This window comes from Paraburkholderia hiiakae (assembly GCF_904848665.1).
GTDB lineage: Bacteria > Pseudomonadota > Gammaproteobacteria > Burkholderiales > Burkholderiaceae > Paraburkholderia > Paraburkholderia hiiakae.
The window spans coordinates 239,459-265,449 of record NZ_CAJHCQ010000008.1 but is presented as its reverse complement, the minus strand read 5'-3'; the positions used below and the strand labels follow the sequence as shown (position 1 = coordinate 265,449).

At 64.6% G+C, this 25,991-nt stretch carries 21 protein-coding genes; 18 read left to right on the top strand and 3 right to left on the bottom strand.

Features of this window, described 5'->3' with window-relative positions; all coding sequences use genetic code 11:
* Positions 1-74 precede the first annotated feature (74 nt).
* The 15 genes from JMY28_RS17830 to JMY28_RS17760 all read left to right on the top strand — a co-directional run bounded on the left by JMY28_RS17830 (position 75) and on the right by JMY28_RS17760 (position 17,767).
* The gene (locus JMY28_RS17830) at positions 75-1,280 is read left to right on the top strand and encodes a helix-turn-helix domain-containing protein (protein ID WP_201697225.1); all 1,206 of its coding nucleotides are present in this window, start codon (positions 75-77) and stop codon (positions 1,278-1,280) included.
* A gap of 125 nt (positions 1,281-1,405) precedes the next feature.
* A complete protein-coding gene (gene ispG / locus JMY28_RS17825) occupies positions 1,406-2,713 on the top strand; it encodes a flavodoxin-dependent (E)-4-hydroxy-3-methylbut-2-enyl-diphosphate synthase (protein ID WP_201697287.1) in 1,308 nt (435 codons plus the stop codon).
* A gap of 75 nt (positions 2,714-2,788) precedes the next feature.
* Complete coding sequence (gene hisS, locus JMY28_RS17820; RefSeq protein WP_201697224.1) at positions 2,789-4,126, top strand: histidine--tRNA ligase; 1,338 nt, start codon at positions 2,789-2,791, stop codon at positions 4,124-4,126.
* A 79-nt stretch (positions 4,127-4,205) separates the two neighbouring features.
* Entirely contained in the window at positions 4,206-4,835 is a 630-nt protein-coding gene (locus tag JMY28_RS17815; RefSeq protein ID WP_201697223.1) for a YfgM family protein, read from the top strand.
* An 87-nt stretch (positions 4,836-4,922) separates the two neighbouring features.
* On the top strand, positions 4,923-6,068 hold the full coding sequence (gene bamB / locus JMY28_RS17810) for an outer membrane protein assembly factor BamB (protein ID WP_201697222.1): 1,146 nt from the start codon (positions 4,923-4,925) through the stop codon (positions 6,066-6,068).
* 433 nt (positions 6,069-6,501) lie between these two features.
* A complete protein-coding gene (der, locus tag JMY28_RS17805) occupies positions 6,502-7,839 on the top strand; it encodes a ribosome biogenesis GTPase Der (RefSeq protein WP_201697221.1) in 1,338 nt (445 codons plus the stop codon).
* A gap of 162 nt (positions 7,840-8,001) precedes the next feature.
* Positions 8,002-8,238 (top strand): RNA chaperone Hfq, encoded by a 237-nt coding sequence (gene hfq / locus JMY28_RS17800; RefSeq protein ID WP_027793540.1) that lies wholly within the window; start codon positions 8,002-8,004, stop codon positions 8,236-8,238.
* A 59-nt stretch (positions 8,239-8,297) separates the two neighbouring features.
* Positions 8,298-9,482 (top strand): GTPase HflX, encoded by a 1,185-nt coding sequence (gene hflX / locus JMY28_RS17795; RefSeq protein ID WP_236596908.1) that lies wholly within the window; start codon positions 8,298-8,300, stop codon positions 9,480-9,482.
* A 98-nt stretch (positions 9,483-9,580) separates the two neighbouring features.
* Positions 9,581-11,062, top strand: coding sequence for an FtsH protease activity modulator HflK (hflK, locus tag JMY28_RS17790; protein WP_201697220.1), 1,482 nt, complete (start codon positions 9,581-9,583; stop codon positions 11,060-11,062).
* Positions 11,063-11,075: 13 nt separating this feature from the next.
* On the top strand, positions 11,076-11,990 hold the full coding sequence (gene hflC, locus JMY28_RS17785; protein ID WP_201697219.1) for a protease modulator HflC: 915 nt from the start codon (positions 11,076-11,078) through the stop codon (positions 11,988-11,990).
* 47 nt (positions 11,991-12,037) lie between these two features.
* Complete coding sequence (locus tag JMY28_RS17780) at positions 12,038-12,229, top strand: DUF2065 domain-containing protein (RefSeq protein WP_028210024.1); 192 nt, start codon at positions 12,038-12,040, stop codon at positions 12,227-12,229.
* A 121-nt stretch (positions 12,230-12,350) separates the two neighbouring features.
* A complete protein-coding gene (locus tag JMY28_RS17775) occupies positions 12,351-13,502 on the top strand; it encodes an ATP phosphoribosyltransferase regulatory subunit (RefSeq protein WP_201697218.1) in 1,152 nt (383 codons plus the stop codon).
* Between the two features lie 179 nt (positions 13,503-13,681).
* On the top strand, positions 13,682-15,028 hold the full coding sequence (locus JMY28_RS17770) for an adenylosuccinate synthase (protein WP_201697217.1): 1,347 nt from the start codon (positions 13,682-13,684) through the stop codon (positions 15,026-15,028).
* 23 nt (positions 15,029-15,051) lie between these two features.
* Complete coding sequence (locus JMY28_RS17765; RefSeq protein ID WP_201697216.1) at positions 15,052-15,621, top strand: phosphoribosyltransferase; 570 nt, start codon at positions 15,052-15,054, stop codon at positions 15,619-15,621.
* Positions 15,622-15,880: 259 nt separating this feature from the next.
* Entirely contained in the window at positions 15,881-17,767 is a 1,887-nt protein-coding gene (locus JMY28_RS17760; protein ID WP_201697215.1) for a potassium transporter Kup, read from the top strand.
* Positions 17,768-17,868: 101 nt separating this feature from the next.
* Here JMY28_RS17760 and JMY28_RS17755 read toward each other — a convergent pair whose 3' ends face one another.
* Positions 17,869-20,220, bottom strand: coding sequence for a Tex family protein (locus tag JMY28_RS17755; protein WP_201697214.1), 2,352 nt, complete (start codon positions 20,218-20,220; stop codon positions 17,869-17,871).
* A 179-nt stretch (positions 20,221-20,399) separates the two neighbouring features.
* Here JMY28_RS17755 and JMY28_RS38945 point away from each other — a divergent pair, with 179 nt between their 5' ends.
* The 3 genes from JMY28_RS38945 to JMY28_RS17740 all read left to right on the top strand — a co-directional run bounded on the left by JMY28_RS38945 (position 20,400) and on the right by JMY28_RS17740 (position 24,066).
* Complete coding sequence (locus JMY28_RS38945) at positions 20,400-21,407, top strand: colicin transporter (RefSeq protein ID WP_407945513.1); 1,008 nt, start codon at positions 20,400-20,402, stop codon at positions 21,405-21,407.
* Between the two features lie 78 nt (positions 21,408-21,485).
* Positions 21,486-21,719 carry a DUF465 domain-containing protein gene (locus JMY28_RS17745; RefSeq protein ID WP_028204122.1) on the top strand — a complete coding sequence of 78 codons (234 nt, stop codon included), beginning with the start codon at positions 21,486-21,488 and terminating at the stop codon, positions 21,717-21,719.
* Positions 21,720-21,795: 76 nt separating this feature from the next.
* Positions 21,796-24,066, top strand: coding sequence for an ATP-dependent DNA helicase (locus JMY28_RS17740; protein ID WP_236596907.1), 2,271 nt, complete (start codon positions 21,796-21,798; stop codon positions 24,064-24,066).
* Positions 24,067-24,233: 167 nt separating this feature from the next.
* Here JMY28_RS17740 and JMY28_RS17735 read toward each other — a convergent pair whose 3' ends face one another.
* Both JMY28_RS17735 and JMY28_RS17730 read right to left on the bottom strand, forming a co-directional pair.
* Positions 24,234-24,509, bottom strand: coding sequence for a hypothetical protein (locus JMY28_RS17735; protein WP_081771656.1), 276 nt, complete (start codon positions 24,507-24,509; stop codon positions 24,234-24,236).
* A gap of 232 nt (positions 24,510-24,741) precedes the next feature.
* Positions 24,742-25,974 carry a ribosomal protein uL16 3-hydroxylase gene (locus JMY28_RS17730; RefSeq protein ID WP_201697212.1) on the bottom strand — a complete coding sequence of 411 codons (1,233 nt, stop codon included), beginning with the start codon at positions 25,972-25,974 and terminating at the stop codon, positions 24,742-24,744.
* Positions 25,975-25,991: the final 17 nt, after the last annotated feature.

Here is a 25,991-nt window from a genome sequence, read left to right as displayed (position 1 = left end):
GAATCGGGTAGAGGCGGGGCGCGACGCGCCCCACCGGTTCCAGTATTGAAAAGAATCGACGCAAGGACTTTGGGATGAGCGAGCCGCAGCACCCTTTCGGGACAGACGGAACTGACAGCAACGCAGGTCGTTCGGCGCCGGGCGCGACGCCCTCGCCGGTGCAGGCAGTGCCCGACACGCTGGCCGCGGCCGGCGCGCGTCTTGCGCAGCTGCGCGAGGCCAAGGGTTGGGCGATCGAAGATGTCTCGGCGCGCCTGAAAGTAGCGGTATCGAAGCTGCGCGAACTCGAAGCAGGCGACATCAGCCATCTGCCGGACACGACGTTCGCGTTGGGCGTGGTGCGCGCCTACGCGAAGCTGCTCGGCGCCGATCCGGCGCCGTTCACGCAGGCGCTGCGCCGCGAGCGCGGCATTGCGCAGCCGGATCTGTCGATGCCCGCTTCGGCAGGCTCCGATCTGCCGCGCGGCCGCGTGTCGCTCTCGCTCGGCGGCAGTGGTGCGCGCGCGCCGCGCCGCCGCGCCTCGTGGCTGTGGGGCGTGGCGATCATCGTGGTCGCGGTGCTCGCACTTTCCATGTGGCACACGAACAGCGGCGAATCGTCGGCGTGGTTTGCTCGCCTGAAGGCGATGGCAAACGGCGCCAGCGTGCAACCGGGCGCGTCGTCGCCCACGGTGACGCAGGGCGTTGCGACCGGTAGCGCAGGTGCTTCGACCGTCGAGGGCGCTGACCAGTCCGCTACCCCGCAAGCCGGCGACGCAAACGACGCGGGCGACAACGCCAATGCCGCGCCCGATCAAGGTGCGGCGGCGAGCGCACCGCAAGCGGCGCCACAGGCTGCGCAACCGGCACCTCAAGCGACACAGCCCGCGACACAGCCGGCAACGCAGCCCGCACCCCAGGCCGCGAAGCCCGCCGCTGCAAGCGCAGCGCCGGCTGCTGCCGTTGCCAACGCGGCAAGCGCTGCGCGCGCCCAGGCGGCGAGCGTACCGGCCGCCGCGGCAGCCCAGAACGCGGCCGCCGACAATGGCGCGGACACCTCGACGTTTGCGATTCGCGTGACGCAGGACACCTGGGTCAACGTGCGCCAGAAGGATGGCAAGGAAGTTTTCTCGGGCATGATTCACGGCAGCGACGCGCGTGAGATCACCGGCACCGAGCCGCTCAAGGTCACAGTGGGCAACAAGGCCGGCATCGAGTCGATGACCATCGACGGCCAACCGGTCGACACGTCGAAGTACGCGTCGGCGCGCGGCAACGTTGCGCGCTTCGTGCTGCCCTGATCAAGACATGGCATGCGTCGCGGCCGGGCAAGTCTCATTGCCGGCCGCGACGCTTTTTCAATTCACGCAGTGCCGTCGCCGACTAATCGGCGAAAAGCGCGCGTGAGGCGTAAATGGGTTTTTCGATGCAAAGCGAAACGCAATCCTCGACCAGCAACAGTCAGATCTGCTCGACCGAGCCGGTCCTCGGCGGCCACGCGCCGCGCCGCAAGTCGCACGCCGTGCATGTGCGCTGGGGCGGCCAGCTGGTGACGATCGGCGGCGACGCGCCGGTGCGCGTGCAGTCGATGACCAACACCGACACCGCGGATCCCATCGGCACCGCGATCCAGATCAAGGAACTCGCGCAGGCGGGCTCGGAACTCGTGCGTATCACGGTCAACACGCCGGAAGCCGCGGCGGCCGTGCCTCATATCCGCGAGCAGCTCGACCGCATGGGCGTGATGGTGCCGCTCGTCGGCGACTTCCACTACAACGGCCACCTGCTGCTGCGCGACTATCCCGCTTGCGCGGAGTCGCTCTCGAAGTACCGTATCAACCCGGGCAACGTGGGCCAGGGCGCGAAGCGCGACACGCAGTACGCGCAGATGATCGAAGCGGCCATCAAGTACGACAAGCCGGTGCGTATCGGCGTGAACTGGGGCAGCCTCGACCAGGACCTGCTCGCGCGCATGATGGACGAGAACGGCGCGCGCAAGGAACCGTGGGAAGCGCAAAGCGTCATGTACGAAGCGCTCATTCAGTCTGCCATCGGCTCGGCGGAACGCGCAGTCGAACTCGGCCTTGGCCGCGACAAGATCATCCTCTCGTGCAAGGTGAGCGGCGTGCAGGACCTGATCGCCGTCTACCAGGAACTCGCCCAGCGCTGTGACTTCGCGCTGCACCTGGGGCTCACGGAAGCGGGCATGGGCTCGAAGGGCATCGTCGCTTCGACGGCGGCGCTTTCCGTGCTGCTCCAGCAGGGTATTGGCGACACGATCCGCATCTCGCTGACGCCGGAACCGGGCGGCGCGCGCACGGGCGAAGTCGTGGTCGGCCAGGAGATCCTGCAGACCATGGGCCTGCGCTCGTTCACGCCGATGGTCATCGCTTGCCCCGGCTGCGGCCGCACGACCAGCACGCTGTTCCAGGAACTGGCTTCGCAGATCCAGAGCTATCTGCGTGCGCAGATGCCGCTTTGGCGCGACGAGTATCCTGGCGTCGAGACGATGAACGTCGCCGTGATGGGCTGCATCGTGAACGGCCCGGGTGAGTCGAAGCACGCGAACATCGGCATCAGTCTGCCGGGCTCCGGCGAGAACCCCGCGGCCCCGGTCTTTATCGACGGCGAGAAGGTGAAGACGCTGCGCGGCGAGCGCATCGCCGAAGAATTCCAGCAGATCGTGAGCGACTACGTCGCGCGCAAGTACGGCAAGGCCGAAGCGACGCAGTGAGCCAGGCGGTCGATCCGCTTGTAGTTCGCTTGCAGTCTCGATACGCACAACCGAATAAAGCCAATACGCAACGCAATGACTGAACAAAAGCGCAAGCCCGAAAAGCTCACGGGCGTGAAGGGCATGAACGACATCCTGCCGCAGGAGGCAGGGCTGTGGGAATTCTTCGAAACCACGGTGAAATCGCTGCTTCGTTCGTACGGCTATCAAAATATCCGCACGCCGATCGTCGAGCATACGCAGCTCTTTACGCGCGGCATCGGCGAAGTGACCGACATCGTCGAGAAAGAGATGTACAGCTTCACCGACGCGCTCAACGGCGAGAACCTCACGCTGCGCCCGGAAGGCACGGCCGCGGCCGTGCGTGCGTCGATCGAGCACAACATGCTCTACGACGGTCCGAAGCGCCTGTGGTATATCGGCCCGATGTTCCGTCACGAGCGTCCGCAGCGCGGCCGCTATCGCCAGTTCCATCAGGTGGGCGTCGAGGCGCTCGGTTTCGCGGGCCCCGATGCGGACGCAGAAATCATCCTGATGTGCCAGCGCCTCTGGGACGATCTCGGCCTCACCGGCATCAAGCTCGAGATCAACTCGCTCGGCGTGGCCGAAGAGCGTGCGGCGCATCGCGTCGAGCTCATCAAGTATCTTGAGCAGCACGTCGATCTGCTTGACGAAGACGGCAAGCGCCGTCTCTACACGAACCCGTTGCGTGTGCTCGACACGAAGAATCCCGCGCTGCAGGAGATCGCGGACAAGGCGCCGAAGCTGATCGACTTCCTCGGCGAGGATTCGCGCGCGCACTTCGATGGGCTGCAGCGCATTCTCAAGTCGAACAACATTCCGTTCAAGATCAACCCGCGGCTCGTGCGCGGTCTCGATTACTACAATCTGACCGTGTTCGAGTGGGTGACCGACAAGCTCGGCGCGCAGGGTACGGTCGCGGCGGGCGGCCGTTACGATCCGTTGATCGAGCAACTGGGCGGCAAGCCGACGGCAGCGTGCGGCTGGGCCATGGGCATCGAGCGCATTCTCGAATTGCTCAAGGAGGAAGACCTCGTGCCGGAAGAAGAAGGTTGCGATGTCTACGTTGTCCACCAGGGCGACGCCGCTCGCGAGAAGGCGTTCATCGTGGCAGAGCGTCTGCGCGACACGGGCCTCGACGTTATTTTGCATTGCAGTGCCGACGGTCAGAACGCTAGCTTCAAGTCGCAGATGAAGCGTGCGGATGCGAGCGGCGCGGCTTTTGCCGTGGTGCTCGGCGAGGACGAAGTGGCCAAGGGCGAGGCCGGTGTGAAGGCGCTGCGCGGCACCGCCGCAGAGGCCCGCAGCGAGCAACAAACGGTAGCGCTTGAGGACTTGACCGAATATCTGATCAATGCGATGGTTGCATCCGCCGAAGACGGCGACGATTAATGGGGCCGCCCCACGGGGGTTGCCCAGTTCGCTGCGCATTCGAAAACAGGCTTCAGAATAAACGAGGAATCGCTACGCGATGAGTTACCACGACGAACAGGAATCGATCGAGAGCTTCAAGGCATGGTGGGGGCAGTGGGGTAACGCCGCTACGTGGGTCGTGCTGATCGTTCTGCTCGCGCTCGCTGCGTGGAACGGCTGGAACTTCTGGCAGCGCCGCCAGGCGGCCGAAGCCGCTGTGCTGTATGACCAGGTGCAGCAGGCCGCGAACAGCAGCGACAAGGCCATGCTCACGCGCGTGGCGTCCGATATGGAAGATCGCTTCGGCGGCACGGCGTACGCGCAGATGACGGCGCTTGGCGTGGCCAAGGCACTCTATATGTCGGGTGACACCGCGGGCGCGAAAGCGCAGCTGCAATGGGCCTCCGACCACGCGAAGGACGACGAATTTCGCCAGGTCGCAAAGCTGCGTCTCGCTTCGCTCCTGCTCGACGAAAAGGCCTACGATCAGGGCCTCGCGCTGATTCCGCAACCCGATTCGGGTCCGTTCAAGGGCATTGTGGCCGACGGTCGCGGCGATCTGCTGGCTGCGGCCGGCAAGCGCGACGACGCGCGCGCGGCCTACAAACTGGCCCTCGACAGCCTGCCGAAGAGCGACGCTTCCGAGCGCCAGCTGATCCAGTTCAAGCTGGATGCGCTCGGCGGTTAAGTTGCCGGCCGAGTTGCGAAGCGTGCCCCGCGTGCGCGCAGCATTGCGAAACCATTCAAACCAACTTCATTCATGCGTCGTTCACCGATGAATCTGCTGAAACGAACCGTTGTGCCCGTCGCTCTCGCGATGACCGTCCTGGCTCTCGCAGCCTGCTCATCGACGAAAGACGTGCGCCGCGTGCCGGTGCCGCTGACCGAATTCAAGCCGGCGCTGGATGTCCAGCAGGTGTGGACGTCGAGTGTCGGCAAGGCCGGCCGCTATCTGTTCGCGCCGGTCGCCGTGGGCGACGCCGTCTACGCAGCGGGCGAGAATGGCTCTGTCGCGAAGATCGACGCCGCTTCGGGCAAGGACATCTGGCGCACCAAGCTCAAGGACGACCTCTCGGCGGGCGTGGGTAGCGACGGTAATCTCACGGCTGTCGGCGGCCTGAAGGGCGATGTCTACGTGCTCGACTCGAACGGCAAGCTCTCGTGGCAGGCCAAGGCGCCGGGCGAGATCATCTCGCCGCCGCTCGTCGGCAACGGCCTCGTGATCGTGCGCACAATCGATGGGCAGATCGTCGCGTTCAACGGCCAGACGGGCGAGCAGAAGTGGATCTACCGCAACCGCGCCGTGCCGCTGAATCTGCGCGTGTCGGCGGGCATGACGTTCGCGGGCGACCAGGCCGTGCTGGCCGGCTTCCCGGGTGGCTCGTTCGCGGCGATCAACCTGCAAAGCGGCGACGCCTTCTGGGAAACGCCGGTCTCGTACCCGAAGGGCGTGACCGAAGTCGAGCGCATCAATGACGTTAGCGGTCCGCCCACGCTGGTAGGCGCTACGACCTGCGCGGTCACGTTCCAGGGTCAGCTTGGCTGCTTCGATGCCAATTCGGGGCGTCCGATGTGGCAAAAGGCGTTCTCGAGCACGAGCGGTATCGCTCAGGATGAATCCACGGTAGTGGGCGGCGACGACTGGTCGGTCGTGAAGGCGTTCAGCGTTTCGACGGGCGAGCCGACCTGGACGAACGAGAAACTCAAGAGCCGCGACGTGAGCGTGCCCGCATTGCTGGGCCATGCGGTCGTGCTCGGCGACTATCAGGGCTACGTGCATTTCCTCTCGCTCGACGACGGCAGCTTCGTCTCGCGCGTGAAGACCGACGGCAGCCCGATCACGGCCGCGCCGGTGCTCGCGGGCAACACGCTGGTCGTGCAGACGAAGGACGGCGACCTGTACGGTCTGCGTCCGCATTAAGCTGCGTCGGCTGCGGCGGCTCCTTCAGGACGCGCCGCAGATGCGCATCATGCCGGCCCGCGCGGCCGGTGTACAAGGCAAGCACGCGCACTGTAGGCAAAAGTAGTTGGTGGCGCCTCACGTGCGGCGCTCTGATGCATGCAGATGCACAAGGCGCCGGAGCCGGCAGGTTCCGATGCCTCACCCGCGGGCCGGCTCAAGCCGGCCATGCGCATTTTAGGACGGTGGCGCGCACGACCCCGCCGTTCACCGTTACCGCCGCCTGGCGGTTGCGCGGCGTCCAGCCCCGGTCGCGTTGCGCTTTCGGCTGCGGGCCGCGGCCCGGCTCGTGAATTTCGTGATAATTTGCAACTGATGCAGCCCCGCAGGCGCAGGGTTTGCCGCGCAGCGCGCCGGATTCTCCGGCGCTGCGCATTACTGTAGAAAAGATCAGATGAAACCCGTAATCGCCCTCGTCGGGCGCCCCAATGTGGGGAAATCCACGCTGTTCAACCGGCTCACGCGTTCGCGCGATGCGCTGGTTGCCGACCTGCCTGGCCTCACGCGCGACCGTCACTACGGTGAAGGGCGCACGGGCGATCGCCCGTATCTCGTGGTCGACACCGGCGGCTTCGAGCCGGTGGCCAAGGACGGCATCCTGCACGAGATGGCGCGCCAGACGCGCCAGGCTGTGGAGGAGTCCGATATCGTCGTGTTCATTTGCGACGGCCGCAATGGTCTTGCGCCCCAGGACAAGCACATCGCCGATTACCTGCGCAAGACCGGCCGGCCGATCTTCCTCGTCGTGAACAAGGCCGAGGGCATGAAGTACAGCGCGGTTGCTGCCGACTTCTATGAACTCGGTCTCGGCGACCCGCGCGCGATTTCCGCGGCGCACGGCGACGGCGTGACGGAAATGATCAACGAGGCGCTTGAAAAGGCGTACGCCGACCAGCCCGAGGAAAGCGAAGAGGACGCCGCGAAGCACGGCATCAAGATCGCGATCGTCGGCCGCCCGAACGTGGGCAAGTCGACGCTCGTCAATACGCTGATCGGCGAAGACCGCGTGATCGCGTTTGACATGCCGGGCACGACGCGCGATTCGATCTACGTGGATTTCGAGCGCAACGGCAAGAAGTACACGTTGATCGACACGGCAGGTCTGCGCCGCCGCGGCAAGGTGTTCGAAGCGATCGAGAAGTTCTCGGTGGTGAAGACGCTGCAGTCGATCGCCGACGCCAACGTGGTGATTTTGCTGCTCGATGCGCAGCAGGAAATCTCGGACCAGGACGCGCATATCGCGGGCTTTGTGGTGGAACAGGGCCGTGCGCTGGTGGTCGGCGTGAACAAGTGGGACGGTATGGACGACCACGCGCGCGATCGCACCAAGCACCACTTGCAGCGCAAGCTGAAGTTCCTCGACTTCGCGGAAATGCGCTTCATCTCGGCGACGGAGAAGTTCGGCATCGGACCGCTGATGCGCTCGGTGGACGACGCCTATGCCGCCGCCATGGCGAAGTTGCCCACGCCTAAACTCACGCGCGCGCTTATCGAAGCCGTGGAGTTCCAGCAGCCGCGCCGTCGCGGCCCGGTGCGTCCGAAGCTGCGCTATGCACACCAGGGGGGACAGAACCCGCCCATTATCGTTATTCACGGCAATGCACTCGACGCCGTAACGGAAACCTACAAGCGCTATCTGGAGAACCGCTTCCGGGAAACTTTCTCGCTTACCGGCACTCCATTGCGCATAGAGTTTCGCTCCTCGACGAATCCCTATACCGAGAAAAACTAGGCTGTTGCTGAATAGCGTTCGCTACCCCGCAAAGGCCGCCTGGCCGAACCGCCCGGAACCGCGCGGGGGAACGAGAATCAGCTATAGTGTAGCGATTGGTGGTGGATTTCTTTTTCTTCACCCCAATATAAGTTAAACCTGCAAAAAAATACGGAGTTTGCTATGAGCAACAAAGGGCAATTGTTACAAGACCCGTTTCTGAACGCGCTGCGCAAGGAGCACGTGCCTGTTTCGATCTATCTGGTCAACGGCATCAAGCTTCAAGGGAACATCGAATCTTTCGACCAGTACGTCGTGTTGCTCCGTAATACGGTTACGCAAATGGTTTACAAGCACGCCATCTCCACGGTGGTTCCGGCCCGCCCGGTGAACTTCCACCCGGATACGGAAGCGTCCTGACCCATGACGCGGTCGGTCCGGGGCGCCTCGCAGGCTGCTCTGGTCCGGCCGCTTTCATTTTGACATCCTCTAATTTGATCAACGCCGCACTCGTCGGCATCGACTTCGGCAAGACCGACTTCGAAGCCAGTCTCGAAGAACTCAGCCTGCTCGCCAAAAGCGCGGGCGCCACTCCCGCTGTCACGCTCACCGGGCGACGCTCCAGCCCCGACGCCGCCATGTTCATCGGCAGCGGCAAGGCCGAGGAACTGCGTCTCGCGTGTGAAGCGAACGACATCGAAATCGTCATCTTCAATCACGCGCTGTCGCCCGCCCAGCAACGGAACCTGGAGCGCGCGCTCAATCGTCGCGTGGTGGATCGCACGAGCCTCATCCTCGACATCTTCGCCCAGCGCGCACGCAGCCATGAAGGCAAGCTGCAGGTCGAACTCGCGCAGCTGCAATACCTCGCCACACGCCTCGTGCGCGCCTGGACTCACCTTGAGCGCCAGAAGGGCGGTATCGGCCTGCGCGGCCCAGGCGAAACACAGCTCGAAACCGACCGCCGGTTGATCGGTGAGCGCATCAAGATGTTGCAGGGCAAGCTTGCGAAACTGCGTCGCCAGCACGGCACGCAGCGGCGTCAGCGCGAGCGCAACCGCACGATGTCGGTGTCGCTCGTGGGCTACACGAATGCCGGGAAGTCCACGCTCTTCAATGCGCTCACGAAGGCGCAGGCCTACGCCGCCGACCAGCTGTTCGCGACGCTCGACACGACCTCGCGGCGCGTCTGGCTCGGTGACGAAGTGGGCCAGATCGTGCTGTCCGATACCGTGGGGTTCATCCGCGAACTGCCTCACCAGCTCGTCGCTGCGTTTCGCGCGACGCTGCAGGAAACGGTTCAGGCCGACCTGCTGCTGCACGTGGTGGATGCGTCGAGCGCCGTGCGCCTCGACCAGATCGACCAGGTGAATAAGGTGCTGCACGATATCGGCGCGGACACGATCCGCCAGGTGCTGGTCTTCAACAAGATCGACGCCGTGCCAGAACTGGCGGCCCGCGGCGGAACGGTCGAGCGTGATGAATATGGTAATATTTCGCGCGTCTTTTTGAGCGCACGCACGGGTGTCGGACTGGATGCGCTGCGCTCCGCCATCGCCGAAATCGCGACTGCCGAGCCGCTTGCCGATGCGTCGCAGTCCCTGGCCGCAGACCGGAGCGCGGTGCAGGAAGAACCTCGCTGGGAACCCGAACACGAGCGCTGAAGCGCGTCCGGCATTGTCTTGCACACAAGGCCGGCCCCGCGGCTCCGATGGAATCCGCACGCAATTGACCCGCTGTCTACTCTGGTGAACGAACACAGGTGAACGATTACAACAAGCGGACTGGCTGGCAGCGCGCACGCGCCATTTTCTCGCTGAACGACCCGCGTTGGGGTCGAGGCGACGGCAATGGCCAGCGTTCTGACGACGGGCGGCGCCCGCCGGGCAATAACGGCAACAAGGGTGGCAACGGCGACAAGGGCGATGGTCCGCCGGATCTCGACGAAATGTGGCGCGACTTCAACCGCCGCGTGTCCGCTTTCTTCGGCCGCAAGGGCAAGGGTCCGGGCGGCTTCGGGCCGCGCCCGGACAATGGCCATGGCGCGCGTATCGGCGTGGGCATCGTGCTCGGCGTGCTCATTGCGATCTACGTGGGAAGCGGTGTGTTCGTCGTTCAGGAAGGGCAGGCCGGCGTCGTGCTGCAGTTCGGCCAGTATCGCCACACGGTGGGTCAGGGCGTGCACTGGCGCATGCCGTATCCGTTCCAGACGCATGAAATCGTCAATGTCGGCCAGATCCGCACCGTCGAGATCGGTCGCAGTAACCTTGTGCGTCCTGCAAATGTGAAGGACGCCGCGGTTATCACGCACGACGGCGACATACTCAACGTGCGCTTTACCGTGCAGTACCAGGTCAAGCAGCCAACCGACTACCTGTTCCGCAGCGTCGATCCCGACCTCACTGTCACGCAGGCCGCGCAGGCGGCGGTGCGCACCGTGGTGGGCGCGCGCAGCACGAACGACATGCTTTACGCTGACCGTGAGCCGATTCGCGCCCAGCTTGCCGACACGATCCAGCACGCGCTCGACGAGTACAAGACGGGCCTTGGCGTGACTGGCGTGGCGATCCAGAGCGTCTCGGCGCCCGATCAGGTGCAGGCGGCACTCGACGACGAAGCCAAGGCGCGCCAGGACCGCGACCGCGCGAAGCGCGACGCGCAGGCCTATGCCGACCAGTTGCTGCCGCGCGCACAGACCGACGCGGCGCGTCTCATCGATGAAGCCAAGGCGTACAGTGAACGCGTGGTTTCGCAGGCGCAGGGCGACGCGCAACGGTTCACGCAGGTCTACGAACAATATGCGAAGGCGCCGGCTGTGATTCGCGAGCGCATGTATCTCGAGACGATGCAGCACATCTATTCGAATGCGACGAAAGTGTTCGTCGACAGCAAGTCGGGTAACAACGTGATTTACCTGCCACTCGACAAGCTCGTTGACACGACACGTCAGCGCGCCGCCGTGGCGGCAGGCGCAACGGGCGCGGCTGCGGCTTCGGGCACTGGTGCCGGTGCGGCAACGGCCGGCGCGGCTTCGGACGCCAATGCGACTTCCGCTCCGGCAGCCAGCAGCGACTCACAGCAAGGCGCGCAACCAGGCGTACAGCAGCAAGGCGCACTACAGGGCGTACAGCAGCAGGGCGCAGCTCCCGCAACCACGGCTAGCGACGCGGCAGCCGCCGCGAGCGACGCCTTCCGTTCGCGCGATGCGTTCCGCTCGCGCGGCCGCGAAAGCGACGTGCAATAAGGGGAGCGCCACTATGAACAAGATCATTGCGCTCGTCGTTGCCGTCGTGGTTGTCGTGTTGGTTGCGTCGTCGGCCGTCTTCATGGTCGATCCGCGCCACGTCGCCATCATTTCCTCGTCGGGTGGGGCCAACGCCACGCTCGCCGGTCCTGGGCTGCACGTGAAGCTGCCGCCGCCGTTCCAGACTGTTACGTTCATCGACACGCGCATCCAGGCGTTCGACGCGCCCGATGCCGACCGTTACACGACGTCGGACAAGACCGAGCTGCTGGTGAACCCGGTCGTGCGTTATCGCATTTCCGATCCGCTCAAGCTTTTCGCGGCCACGAAGGGCGATGCGCAGACGCTTTCCGACCGTCTCGCTTCGCTGTCGCGCGACGCGCTCGGCGACGCGTTCTCGAAAGTCACGCTCACCGAGGCGCTGGCGCAGCAGGAAGCCATCGCCAACGGCGCGCGCGACGCGCTCAGGCAAACCGCGGCGCCGCTCGGCATCGACGTGATCGCGATCGAACTCACGCGCGTCGATTACCCTCCGGAGCTGGCGCAGACGGTGTTCAAGCGCATGAGCGCCGCGCGCGAGCAGGCTGCGGCCGAGATTCGCGAGAAGGGCGCTGCCGAGGCGCAGCAGATCAAGGACGACGCGGAGCGCAAGCAGCAGGGCGTGCTGGCCGACGCCTATGCCCAGGCGCAAGCGATCAAGGGCGAGGGTGACGGCAAGGCTGCCGCGATTGCCGCCGAGGCGTTCGGGCGCGACCCGGACTTCTACCGGTTCTATCAGAGCATGCTCGCGTACCGTGAGAGCTTCCGGCCCGGCGACGTCATCGTGGTCGATTCGTCGAGCGACTTCTTCCGCTTCATGCGTGGTCCGAACGGCGGCGCGAATGGCGGAAATGACGCTCCGGCTTCCGCCACCCCGCGCAAACACTAGACAAAACGAGACACACGCGCCGCGCACTGCGCGGCGTCTTCCTTCGCATGGACATAGCTGGCTCCCTCTTGCTCGCGATCGCGCTGATGCTGATTATCGAGGGCATGTTCCCGTTCGTCTTTCCGACGGCGTGGCGCGACACATTCCGTAAAATCGCGGAACGGCCGCCGCATCACATCAGGATCGGCGGGCTCATCGTGATGGGGCTCGGCCTCGTACTGCTGATGTTGGCGACCTGACGGCCTCGTGCCGCCACTGTCTTCAGATGCGGTGTGCGACCCGCGTTTTTGACGGATTCCGAATTATCGGGCCGCGTGGCGTTTCGCCGCGCGCGGCCCTCATTGTGGTAGGACTCAACCGATGTCGACCTGGCTACTCCCCGAGAATATTGCGGACGTGCTGCCGTCCGAAGCGCGCAAGATCGAAGAGCTGCGCCGCCGCCTGCTGGACCGCTTCCGCGCCTATGGCTACGAAATGGTCATGCCGCCGTTGCTCGAGTATCTCGAGTCGCTGCTCGTGGGCAGTGGGCGCGACCTGAACCTGCGCACGTTCAAGCTCGTCGATCAGCTCTCGGGCCGCACGCTCGGGTTGCGCGCCGACATGACACCGCAGGTCGCGCGCATCGACGCGCACCTCTTGAACCGCCAGGGCGTGACGCGCCTGTGTTATGCGGGCAACGTGCTGCACACGCTCCCGCGCGGCCTGCACGCCACGCGCGAACAGATCCAGACAGGCGCGGAAATCTACGGTCACGCGGGCCTCGAAGCCGACCTCGAAATCCAGCAGCTGATGCTCGATGCGCTGCGTCTCGCGGGCCTTGCGAAGGTGCGCCTCGACCTCTCGCACGCAGGCGTGCTCGCGGCGATCTTCGAGGCGGACCCGGCTGCGGCTGCACTTGGCGATGCTTTGTATGAAGCGCTCGCTGGCAAGGACGTGCCGCGCCTCGCGGAACTCACGCAGAACCTCGAAGCGGCCTCGCGCGACGCCCTCCGCGCGCTGCCGTCGCTCTACGGCGACGCGAGCGTGATCGACGAGGCGCGCACGCGTCTGCCGACGCTGCCGGGCATTGCCCGTGCGCTCGACGATCTCGCGTTCCTCATGCGCGAGATCGAGGGTGCGGAGCTGATGATCGACCTCGCGGATCTCGGCGGCTACGCGTACCACAGCGGCGTGATGTTCTCCGCCTACGTGGACGGCGTGCCGAACGCCGTGGCCCGTGGCGGCCGTTACGACAAGGTGGGTGAGGCCTACGGCCGCGCCCGCGCGGCAACGGGCTTCTCGCTCGATTTGCGCGAAGTGGCGCGTATTTCCCCAGTCGAAGCGCGCAGCAGCGCGATCCTCGCGCCGTGGCGCCATGACGAGGCGCTGCGCGCCGCTGTCGCCGCGCTGCGCGATGCCGGCGAGGTCGTGATCCAGGCGCTGCCGGGCCACGAACACGACATGGACGAGTTCGCCTGCGACCGCGTGCTCATCGAGCGCGACGGTGTCTGGGTCGTCGAAAAGCACGCCTGATACCGCACGCGAGCCGCCATATGTGCTGCTCGCGAAGCAGCCACGCAAGCGTGCCAAAGAAAGCTTCGCATTGCGCATGCCGTTGAGTGCAAAAGGAAATTCCGCGAATCTGGGGAAAAAAAGGCGGCCTTGCCGCTGAACCCAGGTAGAATACGTTTTTAACCAGCTAACGAAACACCATGTCTGCCAGCGCAGTGAATGTAACCTCGGGGCGCAATGTCGTCGTCGTGGGCACCCAATGGGGCGATGAGGGCAAGGGCAAGATCGTCGACTGGCTGACGGACCACGCGCAAGGCGTGGTGCGTTTCCAGGGCGGTCACAACGCCGGCCATACGCTCATCATCGGCGGCAAGAAGACCATTCTCCGACTGATCCCGTCGGGCATCATGCGCGCCGGCGTCGCCTGCTACATCGGCAACGGCGTGGTGCTTTCGCCTGAAGCGCTCTTCAAGGAAATCGGCGAGCTCGAAGAAGCGGGCATCGACGTCCAGAAGCGCCTCTACATCTCCGAAGCCACCACCCTCATCCTGCCGTACCACATCGCCATCGACCAGGCGCGCGAAGCCAAGCGCGGCGCCGCGAAAATCGGTACGACGGGTCGCGGCATCGGTCCGGCCTACGAAGACAAGGTGGCACGCCGCGGTCTGCGCGTGCAGGACCTGTTCGAGCCGGAAACCTTCGCCGAGCGCCTGCGCGAGAACCTCGACTACCACAACTTCGTGCTCACGCAGTACCTGGGCGCGCCGGCCGTCGACTATCAGCAAACGCTCGACACGATGCTCTCGTACGCCGATCGCCTGAAGCCGATGGTCACGGACGTTTCGCGTCGTCTGTATGACGTGAACCACGAAGGCGGCAATCTGCTGTTCGAAGGCGCGCAAGGCACGCTGCTCGACATCGACCACGGCACCTATCCGTTCGTCACGTCGAGCAACTGCGTCGCGGGTGCGGCTTCGGCAGGCGCGGGCGTCGGTCCGCAAAAGCTCAACTACGTGCTCGGCATCACCAAGGCGTACTGCACGCGCGTCGGTTCGGGCCCGTTCCCGAGCGAACTGTACGACGCCGACAACGCGAGTCGTCAGGAAGAAGTGGGCCTCACGCTCGCGAAGGTCGGCAAGGAATTCGGTTCGGTCACGGGCCGTCCGCGCCGCACCGGCTGGCTTGACGCCGCTGCGCTGCGCCGCTCAATCCAGATCAACGGCGTGACGGGTCTGTGCATCACGAAGCTCGACGTGCTCGACGGTCTCGACGAAGTGAAGCTCTGTGTCGGCTACAAGGTCGACGGCAAGGATGTGGACATTCTGCCGCGCGGCGCCACGCAAGTGGCCGCGTGCGAGCCGGTCTACGAAACGTTTGAAGGCTGGAACGAAAGCACCATCGGCATTACGCAGTTCGACGCGCTGCCCAAGAGCGCGCAGGCGTATCTCACACGCGTGCAGGAAGTCGCCGGTGTGCCGATCGACATGGTTTCGACCGGCCCGGATCGCGACGAAACGATCCTGCTGCGTCACCCGTTCAAGGTCTAAGTAGGAAGAAGGCAGAAGCAAAAATGATTCAAATGATGGACCCGCGCAACGACGAAAAGAACCTGTGGGTTGGCTGGGATGAGTATCACCGGCTGATCGAACTGCTCGCGCTCAAGGTGCACGAGTCGCGCTGGAAGTTCGACCAGATCCTGTGTCTCGCGCGCGGCGGTCTGCGCGTGGGCGACCAGCTCTCGCGCATCTACGATCTGCCTCTGGCGATTCTCGCAACCAGCTCGTACCGTGAAGCCGCGGGCACGGAGCAGGGCGAGCTCGACATCGCGCAGTACATCACGATGACGCGGGGTCACCTGGAAGGCAACGTGCTGCTCGTCGACGATCTCGTCGATTCGGGCGTCACGCTCGCACGCGTGCAGGAACACCTCAAGGAGCGTTACCCGGCCGTGACCGGCGTGCGCTCGGCGGTGCTCTGGTACAAGGGCTGCTCGAAGGTGACGCCGGACTATTTCGTCCAGCATCTGCCGACCAATCCGTGGATCCACCAGCCGTTCGAAGAGTGGGATACGGTGCGCCCGCACAATCTCGGTGCGTGGATCAAGCGTGGTCTGCAGCAAGCGCAAGACGCGCAGAAGTAAGTAGGGGTTGTGCCGCCACCGGGGTCTTCGGACACGCAGCGGCCAGATCCAGAGACGGAGCCTTCATGGCTCCGTTTTTTTATGCGCATCGCCCACGTTCCTGAGCGTTGGCGCAGGCGGGCAGACGGCATCTGGGGCCGGTGCTAAACTGCGCGGGGACAGCGGGGTGTCGCAGTGCCGCGACGACCGCTCGGTTTCCGCCGCCGCCCGGTTTAGAATAGCGCTCGTTTTTTCCGCCTCGCAACGGATTACCGCGTATATGACAACTAGCACACACGTGGCCAAGCAGCCGCTACCTACTCTCGCCGTAGCGGCCATCGGCGTGGTGTTCGGCGACATCGGCACGAGCCCGCTGTATTCGCTGAAAGAGGCGTTCAGCCCGTCACACGGCATTCCGCTCAACGACACTTCCATTCTCGGCGTCATTTCGTTGCTGTTCTGGGCGATCGTGATTGTCGTGAGCGTCAAATACGTCCTTCTTGTGATGCGCGCCGACAACAACGGCGAGGGCGGCGTGCTCGCGCTCATGGCGCTCGCCATGCGCTCGTTCAGCCGCAAGAGCAGGTCGGCTGCGTTGCTCACGGCACTCGGCATCTTCGGCGCGTGCATGTTCTATGGCGATGCGGTCATCACGCCGGCGATCTCGGTCATGTCGGCGGTGGAAGGCCTCGAAATCGCCGCGCCCAAGCTCTCGCACCTGGTGCTGCCGTTCACGATGGTGATCCTGATCCTGCTGTTCTGGATCCAGCGGCACGGTACCGCGCTGGTCGGCCGCCTGTTCGGCCCGATCATGGTGCTCTGGTTCATCACGATCGGTGTGCTCGGCGTTTCGCGCATCGTGCAGGCGCCTGGCGTGATCGCGGCGCTCAGTCCGTATTACGCGGTCAGCTTCATGGGCGCGCATATGCTGCAGGCCTACGTGGTGCTCGGCTCGGTGGTGCTGGTGCTGACCGGCGCGGAAGCGCTCTACGCCGACATGGGCCACTTCGGCGCGAAGCCGATTCGCTGCGCCTGGTACACGCTCGTGATGCCCTCGCTCGTGCTCAACTACTTCGGCCAGGGCGCGCTGCTCATGCAGGATCATCGTGCGATCGAGAATCCGTTCTTCCTGCTCGCGCCTGAATGGGCCTTGTTGCCGCTCGTCGTGCTCTCGACGGTCGCGACCGTGATCGCCTCGCAGGCTGTGATCTCGGGTGCGTACTCGCTCACGAGTCAGGCCATCCTGCTTGGCTACGTGCCGCGCATGAAGGTTCTGCACACGTCGGACCTCGCCATCGGCCAGATCTACGTGCCGGTCGTGAACTGGATGCTGCTCTTCATCATTCTGTGTATCGTGGTCGCCTTCAAGAGTTCGGACAATCTGGCCGCCGCATACGGTATCGCTGTGACCGCGACGATGGTGATCACCACGGTGCTCGTCGCCGTCGTGATGACGAAGGTGTGGAAGTGGAACAAGGCGCTCGTCGCCTGCATCATCGCGGTGCTGCTCGCCGTCGATCTGGGCTTCTTTGGCGCGAACCTGCTGAAGGTCGAGGAGGGTGGCTGGCTGCCGCTCGGTATCGGCGCGCTGCTGTTCTTCCTGTTGATGACCTGGTTCAAGGGTCGCATGATCGTGAAGGACCGCACGGCCGCCGACGGTATTCCGCTCATGCCCTTCCTGCAAGGGCTGCTCGCGCACCCGCCGCATCGTGTTTCGGGCACCGCCATCTACCTCACGGGCAGCGAGGCGCTCGTGCCGGTTAGCCTGCTCCACAACCTCAAGCACAACAAGGTGTTGCACGAGCGCACGATTTTCCTCACGTTCGTGATCCGCGACATTCCGTATGTGGCGGACGCCGAACGCGTGACGGTGAAGGATGTGGGGGGCGGGCTCTATCTCGCGAAGGCCGATTACGGCTTCAACGAAACGCCCGATGTACAGGCGGTGCTCGAAGACATTGCGCATACGCACAACATGACCTTCGAGATGATGGATACATCGTTCTTCATCGCGCGCGAGACGGTCGTGCCGACGCAACTGCCGGGGATGTCGATCTTCCGCGAGCGTGTGTTCGCGTGGATGCATCAGAACGCCGCGAAGCCCACCGACTTCTTCAGTATTCCTGCAAACCGCGTGGTCGAACTCGGAACGAAGATCGAAATCTGATTGCGTTGTTTCGATCAGTAATAAAAAAGGCACCCAAGGGTGCCTTTTTTGTTGCGCACGCAACGTGAGCCGTTGCGATCCACGTTTGCGTCATTCGGACATCAGCGTTGCTTGAGCTTCGCGAATGCCGCCGCCATCGCGCCGGCCGGTTCCGCATCGCGCGAACGCTGGGCGCCGCGATTATCGCGATTGCCGCCGCCGCGGTTATCGCGATTGCCCGACTGGCCCGCGCCGCCGCCACTGCGCGAGGCGCTCGCACTCGCGGGGTCGTCGTCCAGACGCATCGTGAGGGCGATGCGCTGACGCTTCACGTCGACGTCGAGCACCTTTACCTTCACGACCTGGCCGGCCTTGACGACTTCGTGCGGGTCCTTGATGAACTTCGTCGACATGGCCGAGACGTGCACGAGTCCGTCCTGATGCACGCCCACATCGATGAACGCGCCGAACGCTGCCACGTTCGTCACCACGCCTTCGAGCAGCATGCCCGGCACGAGGTCGGACACTTTCTCGACGCCATCGCGGAACGTCGCCGTCTTAAACTCGGGGCGCGGATCACGGCCCGGCTTCTCCAGTTCGCTCAGGATGTCGCGCACCGTCGGCAGACCGAAACGTTCATCCACGAACTCGGTGGGCGCGAGGCCCGAAAGCGCTTCGCGGCTGCCGAGCACATCGCCGATCGTGCGCTTGATCTTCGCAAGCATGCGCTCGACGACGGGGTACGCTTCCGGGTGCACCGACGAGCGATCGAGCGGATTGTCGCCGCCGTTGATGCGCAGGAAGCCCGCGGCTTGCTCGAACGTCTTGTCGCCAAGACGCGGCACTTTTTTCAGATGCTCGCGCGAAGGGAAGGGGCCGTTCGCATCGCGGTAATCGACGATATTGCGCGCAAGGGTCGGGTTCAGGCCCGACACGCGAGCGAGCAGGGCGATCGAAGCCGTGTTCGCATCGACGCCCACGGCGTTCACGCAGTCCTCGACGACAGCGTCGAGCGAGCGCGCGAGTTCGCGCTGGTTCACGTCGTGCTGGTACTGGCCCACCCCAATCGCCTTCGGCTCGATCTTCACGAGTTCGGCGAGCGGGTCCTGCAGGCGGCGCGCGATCGAGACGGCGCCGCGCAGCGAAACGTCGAGTTCGGGGAATTCCTTCGCAGCCAGTTCGGATGCCGAATAAACCGACGCCCCGGCTTCGGAGACCACGATCTTCTGCAGCTTGAGTTCGGGATGCTTCGAGATCAGCTCGCTCGCGAGCTTGTCGGTTTCACGCGAAGCCGTGCCGTTGCCGATGCTGATGAGTTCCGCTTGCGTCTGCGCGGCGATGCGCGCGAGCTTCGCGAGCGAGCCGTCCCAGTCGCGGCGCGGCTCGTGCGGGTAGATCGTGTCGGTGGCGAGCAGCTTGCCTGTGCGGTCGACCACGGCGACCTTCACGCCCGTGCGCAGGCCCGGATCGAGGCCGATCACGGCCTTGGGGCCGGCGGGCGCCGCAAGCAGCAGATCCTTGAGATTGCGCGCGAACACGCGGATCGCTTCGTTTTCGGCCTGCTCACGCAGGTTCGTGAGCAGCTCGTTTTCAATATGCGGCTGCACTTTCACGCGCCAGCACCAGCGGCACACGTCGGAGAGCCATTTGTCAGCCGGACGGTTCTGATTCGCAATGCCGAAGTGGCGCGCGATCATCCCTTCGCCCGGATGCGGCACTTGTGCGTCCTGTTCACCGCCCAGGCCGAGCTTGACCATTAGCACGCCGGCGTTGCGGCCGCGGAACAGCGCGAGCGCACGATGCGACGGCACGGTCTTGATGGTCTCGGAGTAGTCGTAGTAGTCGCGGAACTTCTCGCCTTCCTCGTTTTCCTTGCCGTCGACAACGCTCGACATCACCACGCCCTGGTTGAACAGCCAGTCGCGCAGCTTGCCCAGCAGTTCGGCCGTTTCGCCGAACTGCTCGGAGAGGATGTCGCGCGCGCCGTCGAGCGCGGCTTTCACGTCCGCGACGGCCTTCTCGGCGTCCACGTACTTTGCGGCTTCCGCTTGCGGGTCGAGCAGCGGGTTCGCGAGCAGCGCGTCGGCGAGCGGCTGCAGGCCGGCTTCGCGTGCGATCTGCGCGCGCGTGCGGCGCTTGGGCTTGTAGGGCAGATAGAGGTCTTCGAGGACCTGCTTGCTGTCGGCGGCTTCGATGGCGGTACGCAGCTCATCGGTGAGCTTGCCTTGTTCCTCGATGCTCGCGAGGATCGTCGCGCGGCGGTCTTCGAGTTCGCGCAAATAGAGCAGGCGCTCTTCGAGCGTACGCAGTTGCGTATCGTCGAGATTGCCCGTGACTTCCTTGCGGTAACGGGCGATGAACGGAACGGTCGAGCCTTCGTCGAGAAGCTGCACGGCGGCTGCGACCTGGCGCGGCTGCACGCTCAGTTCAGTGGCGATACGCTGGACGATCTTGAGTGCTACGGTTTCCGTCATAGGGTCTGGATATTCCTGCGAGGATCGGTTTGCGGTCCGGCGGCCGGTGCGGGCTCGAGCGCCCGGAGCGCCCCGTGTGCAAAAAGGCACGTTGCCGGGTGCGCCCGCCGGCCGGTGGAGCCGGGCATTTTGCCATAAATGGCCGAGCGCTCAACCCGGGCGGTGTTAGAATTTCAGCCATGTTCCGCTGCCCACAGAAGACGTTGACGACCTTCCGCTTCTCCCCCGATTTGCCCCTTGCCCTGTTTCGCGCGCCTGTTGGCGTCACTCGGCGGTTCCCCGCTCTTGGGGCAATTTGTGCTGTCGCGTTGAGCCTTGGTGCGAGCGTTCCGGCCCTCGCGCAGGCGGTTGGGGTATCGGGGCCGCTGCAGCAGCAAGGTGCGGCAACAGCGCCGGTGATGCAGCCGGCGGCTTCGGGCAACGCGCCGCTCGCAGCGTCTGATGCGGCTGGGGTCGCTGGCACGCCGGCGTCGCAGCAGAGCGATTTCGACGCGCGGCAACAGGTGCTGGACCGTCGTAGCGCGGAGAACGACTATCAGTATGCAGTCGCGCAGCACAACTGCTACAGCACGTTTTTCGTGAATCATTGCATCGGCAAGGCGCGCGACAAGATGCGTGTCGTGCAGGCGGATATCCGCCGCGAGCAACTGGCGCTCGACGAAGAAAAACGCGCCGCGCATGCGCAGCAGCGCGACCAGCAGGCCGCATTGCAGCGCGCGCAGGACGAAGCCAATGCGCCGCAGCGCGCCGCCAACGAAGCGGCAAGTGCACAGGCGTACGAACAGAAGCAGCAGCAACACGCGCTCGATCAGGCGCAGCGCCAGGCCGAGGCGCCACAGCGTGCGGCGAACGAGCAGGCGTATCAGGAAAAGCAGCGGCAGCATGCACTGGCCCAGGCGCAGCGCCAGGGCGAGCAGTCGCAGCGCGACGCGAACCAGGCGGCGTACGATCAGAAGCAGTACCAGAACCAGCTGGAAGAAGCGCGCCGCCAGGGCGAACAAAAGGCTCAGGAGCGCGCCGACAAGGCGCAGCGCTACCAGCAGAAGCAGGAAGACGCGGCGAAGCATAAGGCCGATGTCGAAGAGCGTCAGAAACAGGCGGCCGAGAAGGCGCAGCAAAAGCAGCAACAAGACGAACAGCAGCAGCAACAGCAAAAGCAGCAGCAGGAAGAACAGCAGGACCAGTAGCACGCTTTTTCAGCCGGACTGCAACCTCAGGCGCGTCGTCCTTCGCAAGCGCGCGCCGCATATGTCGAGGAGGCGAGCATGCGCGAGCATCGTGAAGTCAAGACCGAGGTCCTTCGTGACCGCATTCTGCAACTGGAATCGGAACATGGCGATCTGGACCGCCTGATAGACAGGATGTCCGATACCCCGGACTATGACGATCTCGAACTGCAGAGGCTGAAGAAGCGCAAGCTCAAGGTCAAGGACAACATCCTCCTGCTGCAACTGCAGCTGGACCCCGATTCAACGAAGACTTCGGACGGGCACGCCTGATCCCGGGTCCTGGCAGGCGCCGGGGCGCGGCAGTCGGCGGGTCGCGCCCTTCTGGACCGAGCAGGAACCGCTTGCCTTGAATTCAACGACCGTTTCCCGTTCCCGGCCCGCGCGCGAAGTCGGCGCGCCGGAGGCCGACGCGCGTGCGACGCAAACACCCGCTGCACCCATGTTGAGCGCTCGCCGCTCCGCCGAACTCGAGGAGCTCTTCGCGGCCGACGGCTTGCTTGCTCGCGAAATCGACGGCTATCGCCCGCGCGCGGCACAGATCGAAATGGCGCGCGCGGTCGCGGCCGCGATGGAAGCCGCCGCGCAATCCCAACCCGAACCCGCGATGTTCGAACTCCAGTCGCGCCCGGCGCGGCGGGTCGAGCGCGGCGCGCCGGCGCAGCCGCGCGCCGAGGAAGCGGCGCACGCCGCCGCCGAGAACGGCGACAACACGCTGATCGTCGAGGCGGGCACGGGCACCGGCAAGACCTATGCGTACCTCGTGCCGGCCATGCTGTGGGGCGGTAAGGTGGTCGTCTCGACGGGCACGAAGCATCTGCAAGACCAGCTCTTCGCGCGCGACATCCCCACGGTGCGCGACGCCCTCGCGGTGCCCGTGAGCGTCGCGATGCTCAAGGGCCGCGCCAACTATCTGTGCCACTACTACCTGCAGCGCACGGCTGACAACGGCCGGCTGCCGTCGCGCCAGGAAACCGCGTATCTGCAGGAAATCGTGCGCTTCGCGAAGATCACGCGCTCGGGCGACAAGGCCGAGCTCGCGAGCGTGCCCGAGACGGCGGCCGTGTGGTCGATGGTCACATCGACGCGCGACAACTGTCTTGGCCAGGAGTGTCCGCATTACAAGGACTGCTTCGTGATGCAGGCGCGCCGCGAGGCGCAGCAGGCCGATATCGTGGTGGTGAATCACCACCTGTTCTTCGCCGACATCATGCTGCGCGACACCGGCATGGCCGAACTGCTGCCGAGCGCGAATACGATCATCTTCGACGAAGCGCACCAGCTGCCCGAAACGGCTACGCTCTTTTTCGGCGAAACGCTCTCGACTGCGCAGTTCCTCGAACTCGCGCGCGATTGCGTGGCCGAAGGTCTGAGCCATGCGCGCGACGCCGTGGAGTGGGTCAAGCTCGGTGCGGCGCTGGAGCGCGCCGCGCGCGACGTGAGGCTTGCGTTCAAGGAAGATTCGCTGCGGCTGTCGATCACGCAGTTGCCCGAGGATCATCCGCTCTTCGACGCGCTCGACGCGCTGCAGACCGAACTGAGCGCACTTGCGACGGCGCTCGCGGGTCAGGCCGAGCGCGCCGAATCGATCGGAGCTTGCTTGCGCCGCGCGCGCGAACTCCAGGGCGTCCTCGCGGGCTGGACTGTCCCGCAGAGCGGCGCGTCAGCGCACGAAACACGCAAAGCCGATGCGGATGGGCAAGACGAAAGCGCTCACGCTGCGGACGACGCGGACGAGAAAGTCCGCTGGGTCGAGGTATTCTCGCACACGGTGCAGTTGCACGAAACCCCGCTCTCCGTGGCGCCGATCTTCGCGAAGCAGCGCGCCGGGGTGCCGCGCACGTGGGTCTTCACATCGGCGACGCTTTCTGTACGCGGCGACTTCACGCATTACGCGGCGCAGATGGGCTTGAGTTCGCGCCGCTCGATGACGTTGCCGAGCCCGTTCGACTACCCCACGCAAGGTCTGCTTTACGTGCCGCGCAACATGCCGCAGCCGTCGTCGCCGCAGTTCACCGACGCCGTGTTCGATGCGGCGTTGCCGGCGATCGAGGCGTCGGGCGGCGGTGTCTTCATGCTATGCACGACGTTGCGTGCCGTCGACCGCATCGCCCAGAAGCTGCGCGACACGATCGAGGCGCGCGGCTGGAATACGCCGCTACTCGTGCAGGGCGACGCGAGCCGCACGGAGCTGCTCGAGCGTTTTCGCGCCTATGGCAATGCGATTCTCGTGGGCAGCCAGAGCTTCTGGGAAGGTGTGGACGTGCGCGGCGATGCGCTCTCGCTGGTGGTCATCGACAAGTTGCCGTTCGCCCCGCCCGACGATCCGGTACTGGCGGCGCGCCTCGACGCGCTGGCGAAGAAAGGTCTGAGCCCGTTCGCGGTCCACCAGCTCCCGCAGGCGGTGATTACGCTCAAGCAGGGCGCGGGGCGGCTGATTCGCGCGGAAACCGACCGCGGCGTGTTGATGATTTGCGACACCCGTCTCGTCGACAAGCCGTACGGTCGACGCATCTGGCAAAGTCTTCCGCCGTTCAAGCGGACGCGGGAGATCGAAGTGGTGCAGGCGTTCTTCGAAGAGAAAAACGAGGAGGCAGGGGAGCAGGGCGAGGCAGGTTAAGCCTCATGCGCAGCGCATAACAAAAAAGCCACGAACGCGAGTTCGTGGCTTTTTTGCTTGCCCGCCGTATGTCTGACGCGCGTTTGGCGCAAGCACCAGACCGTACGACGGTTCGCTGCGATGCCCACCGAGACCGAGGCCTCCGGTGAGCGTCGCGCGAACGCAACTTACTGGCTTGCGCCCGAAGCAGCAGCCGGAGCCGAAGCGCCTGCGTCCGAAGCAGCAGCGCCAGCGTCCGAAGCAGCGGCGGTAGCCGAAGCAGCAGCGTCGCTCGCAGCAGCAGCAGCGCCCGAAGCAGCAGCTGCGGAATCCGAAGCAGCAGCAGCCGGTGCCGAAGCAGCAGCAGCATCGCTAGCCGGCGCAGCAGCTTGGTCGCTGCTCTTGTTGCACGCAGCCAGTGCAACAGCTGCCAGCAGGGATGCTACGAGGAGGGATTTCTTCATGATCACGTCCTTTTATGGTTAAAGGTAAGCAACAGCGCAAAATAATACCGGTAAATGTGCCCCAACACCGACCTGAGCCGCTGGTGGAGACGCACTGCAAGAGCGTGAATCTTCCCTACGGCCTGGCCGGAAATTATAGGCACTTTCGTATCGACCGTCGACAAATCCGGGGACAATACGTTGTCTTTCTCATACAAGCACTATTTTAGTACGGTATAACAGTCCGAAGCGCTTAGGCAAGCACCCCGGTCCGAATCCAGCCCGCACGATACCACTCGTGTAGCAACGCTGTCACACACGAATCGTGTGAGAGTGTTACAAAGCGTTTCCCGTCCATAGAGCGCCTGTCGGCCAGTGCCGGCAGCCACTTTCTTGCCTCTTTGAGCAAGTACTGTTCCCCGTTCAGGTAATACGACCGCGAATCGTAAAGCAGGATTGTCCTGCGGTCGAGTGTTATCCCATCTTTTGCCGCGCGCGCAACGAAACGGGCTTCGTCGAGCGGTTTTTCGGGGGCGTCGAACACCACATTAGCTTTCGGTTCGGACAGCCAGGAGCCGACGAACGAGGAGACATCGGCGTCGTTCCAGCGCACTTTAGCAAGCACGCCGCCAACACGCTCTACGAGTGCCGGGGGAAGCTGTGCGGGACGCGCCACGGCCGGCTGGTGGGGGTCGCGGTAGAGCGCGGGCTTGCCGTTGTCGTCATTTGCGCCGCGCTCGGCGAGCCAGTAAAGAAACTGGCTCGTCAATTCATTCGTGGAAGGAGAACGAAAGCCGATCGAACACGTCATGCATTCGCCCTCGGCGATGCCGTCGTGCGCGATATGCGGCGGCAGGTACAGCATGTCGCCTGGTTCCAGCACCCACTCTTCTTCAGGTTCGAAGTTCGCGAGAATCTTGAGCGGCAAACCTTCCTGCAGCGACAGGTCGCGCTGCGCGCCAATGCGCCAGCGGCGCTTGCCGTGAACCTGCAGCAGGAAGACATCATACGAATCGAAGTGCGGGCCCACGCCGCCGCCGTCCGATGCGTACGAGATCATGAGGTCGTCGAGCCGCGCATCGGGTGCGAAACGAAAGCGCTCGAGGAGGGCGCGCGCGCGGTCGTCGTGCAGGTCGGCGCCTTGTACGAGCAGCGTCCACTGGCGGGTCTTCGGCGTGGGCAGTTCGTCCGGCGAGAAAGGACCGTGTTCGAGCGCCCAGCGGCGGCGAAAATGTGTGATGAGACGCGACTCGACATCGTCGCTGTCTGCGAGCGCGAAGAGTTCGTCGCGCGAGAGTGGCGCTTCGATCTCGGGAATCGCCTGGCGGATCAAGAGGGGCTTTTTCTGCCAGTATTTGCGCATGAACTGCGCCGGAGTCAGGCCGCCCAGAAGCGGCGTGGCAACATCGGGCGCGGGGCATGCCAGGGGGAGGGAGGCGCGCTGCGTGCGCGCGTCCACCGGGTGGTCTGGGGACCGCTTCGGCATCGTATAATGTGGTCTGT